Annotated in this window: 5 protein-coding genes; all 5 read right to left on the bottom strand. The window is 39.9% G+C overall.

Annotation, left to right across the window (positions count from 1 at the left end; all coding sequences use genetic code 11):
* The coding region (locus tag PN499_RS21375; protein WP_272034395.1) for a type 2 lanthipeptide synthetase LanM family protein at positions 1-2,483 on the bottom strand (2,483 nt) is incomplete at its 3' end.
* 71 nt (positions 2,484-2,554) lie between these two features.
* Positions 2,555-3,688, bottom strand: coding sequence for an aspartyl/asparaginyl beta-hydroxylase domain-containing protein (locus PN499_RS21370; RefSeq protein WP_272034394.1), 1,134 nt, complete (start codon positions 3,686-3,688; stop codon positions 2,555-2,557).
* Between the two features lie 158 nt (positions 3,689-3,846).
* Positions 3,847-4,212, bottom strand: a complete 366-nt coding sequence (locus PN499_RS21365; RefSeq protein ID WP_272034393.1) for an NHLP leader peptide family RiPP precursor — start codon at positions 4,210-4,212, stop codon at positions 3,847-3,849.
* Between the two features lie 174 nt (positions 4,213-4,386).
* Positions 4,387-5,310, bottom strand: a complete 924-nt coding sequence (locus tag PN499_RS21360; protein WP_272034392.1) for a peptide arginase family protein — start codon at positions 5,308-5,310, stop codon at positions 4,387-4,389.
* Positions 5,311-5,531: 221 nt separating this feature from the next.
* Positions 5,532-7,166, bottom strand: a complete 1,635-nt coding sequence (locus PN499_RS21355) for a YcjF family protein (protein WP_272034391.1) — start codon at positions 7,164-7,166, stop codon at positions 5,532-5,534.
* Positions 7,167-7,346: the final 180 nt, after the last annotated feature.

Raw genomic sequence — 7,346 nt, 5'->3', positions numbered from 1 at the left:
CCCCCCCCCGCTTCCGGGGTAATCAAAGAAGCAACAACTTTACTCAAATCCAGTAATTCAGGTGCATCCACAAATTGGCTAACCCGTACTAAAGCATAAACAATCGAGCCTAACCCGCTAGCACCACCAATACCAATTTCTTTAACCATTCTAGACACGAATTGTGATTTTTCATCTTGCAATATCTGTCCCAAGGGTTGCAACGCTGCCAGGGCTAAATCGCGATATTCCGCCTCACCTGTCACCTTTGCCAGCGCTGCCAAAAATAACGCTATCCCGCTCGTACCGTCGTATAAGCCATATTCTAAAGGTTGAAGTTGCAACCGTTGAGCATTGGGGATGTATTCTAAACTAATCCAAGTAGCAGAACCGTTAGCACCCCGAATCGCCCGTTGTGCTATTTCTTTAGCGATCGCGATCGCTTCCTCCACTATTTCTGCTGATGTCAGCAAAGGAAATTCATCCCCATCCAAACTAAAAGCGATTTCTGAAGTTACGGCATTACTATTAATCTTGCCCCCAACCCGCGAGTAGAAAGCAGCTCGAATCAGACCAATTTGTTCTGCTAAGTCTGCATCGCTAAGTTGCTGTAATTGGGATATCGCTTGCTCACAACTTGGTGCGTAGAAGCAATTCTCAATCATCAATTCAGAGCTAAGTATAAAATCCTTACTATTAGCAGCAGTCGAGAAATAAGGAAAATCCATTTGTTCGAGAGATTGGATTTCTATTTGTTTAATCGCCCAAGCTGCTGGTTTAGTATCAACCATCAAAAATGCTCGACTTAATACATCTAATTGTATGCTGCGATCGACACCATTTTGCAAAAATTTAGGCTGCAAGGTTTTCCGCATCAATTGACCATAAATTTCAGTATCTCGAAATATTATCCGTACTTGCTGAGTGGCTAAAGCGGCTAAAGGTGAATCAGTTCCCAACAGTGATTCTCGCCATTGCACCAAAAACTGGTACATCTGTTGGCAACCATCTACAATCTCATTAATATAATCATTAGCTAACAAAATCACGCCATTTAGCGAAGTAGTATTAGCTCCAACTATAGGGACGTATTCATAGAACCCTGTCATATTGTCAGTATTGATATCCTTCCACTTTCGCACCTTCAATAAATTTCCTTCTTGAGCAGATCCTCCCAACGCACTCATATCATAGGCAATATTTCTATCTGCTTTAAATACCCATGTTGGTAGTAATCTACTTCGCAGCACAGATCGCCACATTTGCTGATTAGCTAAAAACTCTGCTGCTAGTTCTTGTCCATCTTTTACAAACTCGCAGGCATCGGGATGTATCAGAGTTTCGCTATCTATCAAAACAGGGTGTTCTCCACTCGCAATCAAATTTTCATAGTGACCATCAGTTTCCCCTAATATGTACAACAGACATATCAGCATTCCTGCCCGTTGGTAGTAGCGTTGTACTGCTGCTTCCGACTCACAGGGCAAATGTTCTACATACTCTACCCAACCATAGGTATTGCAGTTAATGACTTTAAGTAGCTTGAATGGTAAAGGACAATTGTGTTGATTAAACCAAGCAAGTAAATCAAAATAAGTTACTTCTAAACCTAAGCTTCTAGGTTTGTATATTAATTTCTCTCCACCATCAAAAGTAATTTCAATCACCGATCTCCCTTGATTATGAGCATCGGAAAGACCAAGCTTGATTTCTACAACTGAAGTAAATTTTTTGGCGAAAGTTGAGTTAATTATTGGTAAATCTGAAGCCAATCGCTCAATAAACTCTTCTATTACTTCTACCCAAAAATCTAATTTTGTTGCTAAGAGTCGCGCTAAAACGTTGTATTTTTTTAAGCATGATAACAATCCTTCATCTGTGACTGTTTTAATAAAACTTTGGTACTGTGCTTTAGCCGAACTCCCTTGAGCTTGGGCGAACAAGCGAATTAATCCAGACTGCTTTATGGCAGAGAAAAGAGAGAATTCAAATTCCAGAGTTGGCTCACACAGTAATCTTAATTCTTTTAACAAACTCCGCTCTAAACTAATTTGAGCCTGGAGTGAAAGCAACTTATAATTATCATTTACACGAGTTGTTAGTCTTTCTATTCCTACCTGTACAAAAGGCAAATAAAATTCTTCAAATGGTACGGGATTTTCAGTTTCTAAATATCGATAAATGCTCAGATTTTCTCTTGATACATTAGTTTGCAAAACTTCTCTGAGAGTTTCTGCCCAAGAAGGGAGATATTTCTCGTCAGCAAGTTTAACATCACCTAAAACCTGACGCACCTGATTAATATCTAAATTATCCCAGGCGAGGCGTTTAGCAAATTTATCCCAATCACCTTGAGTACACAAAAGACACCAACGCTCTAGGGTTATATCTATACTTTTATCATTGGGTTGTAACGGATCTGGGATAAAGCGATCGCTTAAGCGATCGTTTATTGTACTAGCTCTTTCTACGATGCTAATTAAATCTTGTTGAGTAACTTTCATTGCGTCTCTTACATTACCTATATAACTAACAATTTTTATCAGTTTTTCTCAAAGCTAATTAGTTAATCTAATCACTTAAAAAACATTAAAGCGGGGTGCTTTTTGATGCGTTCCATTACAAAATTTGGCAAATTTCCCAGCCATTTTTCCTGAATTATACCATCTTTTAGGACAACAGTAGTTGGCAAAGCTTCAACTAAGTTTTCTACAATATTCTGTTTTACTGGAATCAATGGGAATAGGATGTCGAAAGGTGGGGTAAATCTTTCTATCTTTGGATCTGTTAAAACGATGACAACAAATACGTCTGGCATATCTGAAAGTTGATGTACTAAACTTAGCCGCCGCAGCCATTGCGTACATTGGGAATAGTTGACATCCAGAAAAACAATTAGTTTCTCTCCTGACATCAGGTTGTAGTTACAATCCATCAACCATTCTGGTTGCCAAGCCATCCCAGCATATAATCCACTGAGAGAATTAGTGTTAATTTTTCTATTCCATTCATTTTGATGCTTAATAACTCTACGAATAAAAGGAGTTAAATTAATTAATTTTATTGTTAATAAATTAATGATTGACAGGAAAAATGGTAACGGTCTAACAAAGTCGATAAACAAAACCACCCGTTCTCCCGTCGTTTCATTCCAAACTTCGTGGGGATATGTATCGTCAAATATTAAGCATTTTCCTTCTGACCACGTAGCTATATCATTTTTAACACGAATTCTACAAGCATTCTGGGGTTGGGGTACAATTAATCCTAAATGACATCTCAATACTCCTTTATAAACGCCTGTATGTTCGGGAATATGTTTCCCTGGCGCTAGGATAGAAAAGAAAGCTGTTTTTATACCGGGGATTTTTTCTAGACTTTTCGTAGTCTCTGGACAGTTTTGACAATTTTCTTCTATTTTAGAACCATAAGCATAAAAAGCATATATTTTCCAGTTATTATCTTTAGTTAAGACAGTTTGCTCAGGAGAAATATCTTGAAAATTAGGTAATTTATTTCTTTCAGGTAACAGGTTTTCAAGTTCTTTGCGGATCGGCCGCCAATTTTGTTCTAACTCAACTGTCCAAGGAAAATCTTTGATATCAAAAAAAGTATTTTTAGGAGTGTTGTTTTCAATTATTTTAGCAAAACGATCGCTAAACCTAAATATAATTGTTTCTAGTTTGATGGTCAAGGTTTTCGCGATCATAACTAATCAACCGAACTTGATATATATATAGTAAATCTAAATCATTTTTGCCAATCGCTGCTACTTGGTAAGATGTGTGTGAAACCACCCCGACTTGTCTTCATTATGATGGCAACAATAGGTAATCGGGGTTTATTTCACTATCTGGATGTTATCAATTAGCAATTCCCCGTGGCAGCGGCCATACCTCCAGTTACTATCGATGTCCCTATCGACCAACCTATCCTATCGCTGCGACGACGACTGCGTCCACCTGCGACAGCTTCCAATTCCGCATCAGAAAGTTCTTCGGTGTCATCAGTCGGTTTAGCGGGTAGCACTAAGTAGTAGGTGGTCGGGGTTTCTTCTACTATCTGGATGTTAATTCCTGGGATATTATCCAAACCCATTTCTCTGGCAACAACTGCTGTGGGGTTGCTGAGTAGTTCTTGCTTAAATGACTCATCCTGCCAAGCTTTAGCAATCAGTTTGGCTTGCAGTTCTTCACGAGTCATTGGTTCCGGTTGAGATGTTATTGAAGTCATTAGGAAAAACCTCTAATTAGATGTCGTGCGTGCCTATAGTATATGTACTTAACTGAGGCTGCATTAATTAGGGAGCGACCTCAAACCCAGCACTGATCTACCGTAGCACTGTTACAGCAGTTAAGCGCGATAGTTACAAATTTGTAATTTTTGCACAGGATTCTCTTGGCTCTGCTAGTATGATTTAAGTTTCTCTTCTCGTAAAACTTCTTTAAGATGATTTAACTGTAGCGGATAGAGACTACTTAATTTTTCTAGAAGATTTTTTTCAATAAATTCACATTGGTCTTCGGGGGTAAAACCACTTAGCCTAGAACGGCAAATATCTATCATTGCAGGCTGCACTTGGTTGTTTTTCAAAAAATCTATAAATCGATCGATCCTGTCCAGAATCTCATCCTCGGAAACTTTTAGCTTGCTGTTCATTCCTTCTAGTTCTGGGGAACTGAAAATTAAATAATACTTGCCATTTTCGACTTTACATTTTATCCCACTTCCTAGCGAAAATCGTAAAAAGTGATGCTCGTTACCATTAAATGAATTGAATTCTTGTTCAGTTATTTCTACTTTACCTTGATAGTAAAGATGAGCTGGATTACAAGAAAAATAATCTAAATCAATGTCTAATACAACTGATGGGCTATTAATAAAATTATCGTTTGTCTGTAGAGTTTTCATCACAAGCTTTTTGAAACCTGGCTTAAAGAAAATCATAGGATCTTCTTGACAGTTGGTGTTAATTCTCATCATTGTACCTGCTCCTTTGTACGAATGAACTGCCATTAAACGTTCTGTTTCCTTGCCTTCATTGTTACTTTGATATAGCCAATCAACTCGGTCAAATATTCCCTGATAAACGGCTGGTACGATAAAATTAGCAATCGTAAGTTCGTTGCAGGTGAAATCGTATATATCCCGTAAATTACTATTGAGTGAATGAATAGAGTAATTAAATAAGGGAATGCTAAAATCTGAATGTTCATCTATGTGTAGTAAGGTATTATTGTTTTTAGGAATAAGTTTATTGAGTAGGGAATAATGCCAAACGAAAAAGGCTTCGTGATGTTCTTCAAAAAGAAATACAGGAATGGATGTCATGGTTGTTTAGTTCTTGAAGTTCTATTTCAACAATTATTTGGTTCTAACATAAGCTATTTTATCTGTCAATGATATGATTTCTCATCGGAATTGTAGTAGGGGCGGGACGGGTTTACACAATTTGTCTATATTTATCAAATATCAGGGCGAACCCGCCCCTACAACACTTAAAACGATACAATTACGAATCAATTAGACGCGCTATTTTAAGTAAAATTGAGTTATTCCCAATCTCGATTTCTATGTTGGCTATCGGTTTCCCAATCGTCTTGAGGAGGTTTAACAATTGGTTCTGGTTGTGGTTGCGGTCGCTCTTCTAGTTGACATTCATATTCTGGTTCTGGTTGAACTGTTAGCGGTTCAACAACGCGCGCGATCGCATCTTTTACGAAGGCTTTCATAAACTCCCCGCGCCGATTTAACTGAAACTGTCGCTGTACTACCTCTGCCATCCCACCATCGCCCCAATCTTGATCGTGGCGAAAATATTCAATAAAACTCTTACCAGCAATCCGCGTCAAATAAGCAGCACTTACCCCTTGAATTGCCTTACCGACTAGAAAGGTGGCAATATTAAGCTGAAGGGCAGTTGTCACCAGTTTAATCGCGCCTGCAACAATTCCTAAACTTGCTAAAGTTTTTGCTAGGGACATTGCCAATTCTCGCCCTCGCTCTATATTTAATTCAGTCCCGTAAATCTTGCCAATTTCTATTACCATTTGGGCATTAACGGCTGCTGTGGCTAATAAATCCACTACTGGCAAGGGCGTTACTGCAATTACTCCCGCACCGATCCACTGAAATCGCTCTACTACTTTATCCGCTTGTCGCCGCCGCTGGGCATCGATTAATTTGTGGGCTTCTTCGCCTAAACGCTGAGATTGTAGGAGAATATTATCAGCAATTAAATCTTTGCCTTCAGCTCTTAATAGGGCAGCCATGCGCCGAATTAAGGGCATGATATCTGGTTCTGGTTTAAATCTGTCGCCCGATTCGAGAGTGACTTCTTGGGGGTTAGCTGCGATCGCGACTACATCCATACTGCTGACGATGCCTTTCACCCGCTGCCTTAGCCGTGCGATAATGGTTTCTTTATCGCTATCAGGGTAGAGGTCAGTTTTGTTGAAAACTACGAGCGATCGCTTGCCAATTTCTGCCAAAGTCCGCAGCGGTTCATACTCGGATTTTCGCAAGTCGTTGTCTAAGACAAACAGTAATAAATCTGCTTCTGTCGCCAGTTGTCGCGCTAATTCTTCTCTCTGAGTTCCTGCGATTCCTGCTTCTAGGATTCCTGGCGTATCTGTGATTAAAATTTCTCTATCTAATCCTTTCAGTTTCAAGATATAGGTTTCTCCGACTTCCGTAGTACCCATTGGTGCGCCTACTTGTCCCGCCATCCGGCCCACCAGTGCGTTAATTAGAGAGGTTTTGCCGGCGGAACCCGTGCCGAAAACTACTACTTCGACATTACCACGAGATAAACTGGCTTCGATTTCACGCGATCGCGAAATTAAAGCTTGACGCGCTACCTCATCCTGAATTTGAGTCACCTGTTGGCGGAGAGCCCTCAATGTTTCCTCAGCCGCCTCAACTTTAGCAGCAGGAACTTTTGGCTTTAACTGCGGTTTTGCTTGATTTTTCTTAGGGCGTTGTAGCAGCCTCCAGTAGTAGAATAAGGCAAAAATTAACATCCCCAAGAGGAAGATTAGCAGCAATAGCAGTAAATTCGCCAAAAACGGCGGCGCAGACCACGCGACTTGGCTATAAAGCCCAGTTAAGGACGTAATCAGCCAGATCATTAGCCCCAAGATGAGGCAAAAACCAGTAATAAGTATGAGGAGGCGAGACAAGGCCATGAACGGCTAGGACGAATAAAAGGCAGATGCTTTTAATTTTGGCATTCTTCAAGGGAAAGAGCGATGCCGAATGCTGGCTTCGCCTACGCACTTGGGGATAGTTACTTTAAACATAGCAAATGCTAGACCGTTATTGTTGGCGCGTTCGTCACCAAAATCTAACAGTGTCTGGAAACTCTA

Source organism: Kamptonema animale CS-326 (assembly GCF_028330895.1).
GTDB lineage: Bacteria > Cyanobacteriota > Cyanobacteriia > Cyanobacteriales > Microcoleaceae > Kamptonema > Kamptonema formosum.
The sequence above is the reverse complement of the archived record's forward strand: the minus strand, read 5'-3'. Positions and strand labels throughout refer to the sequence as shown.

What these genes read in the sequence shown, in the direction of transcription:
- PN499_RS21370 (WP_272034394.1), bottom strand. Translation starts at nt 3,688, where the DNA reads ATGATCGCGAAAACCTTGACCATCAAACTAGAAACAATTATATTTAGG.
- PN499_RS21365 (WP_272034393.1), bottom strand. Translation starts at nt 4,212, where the DNA reads ATGACTTCAATAACATCTCAACCGGAACCAATGACTCGTGAAGAACTG.
- PN499_RS21360 (WP_272034392.1), bottom strand. Translation starts at nt 5,310, where the DNA reads ATGACATCCATTCCTGTATTTCTTTTTGAAGAACATCACGAAGCCTTT.
- PN499_RS21355 (WP_272034391.1), bottom strand. Translation starts at nt 7,166, where the DNA reads ATGGCCTTGTCTCGCCTCCTCATACTTATTACTGGTTTTTGCCTCATC.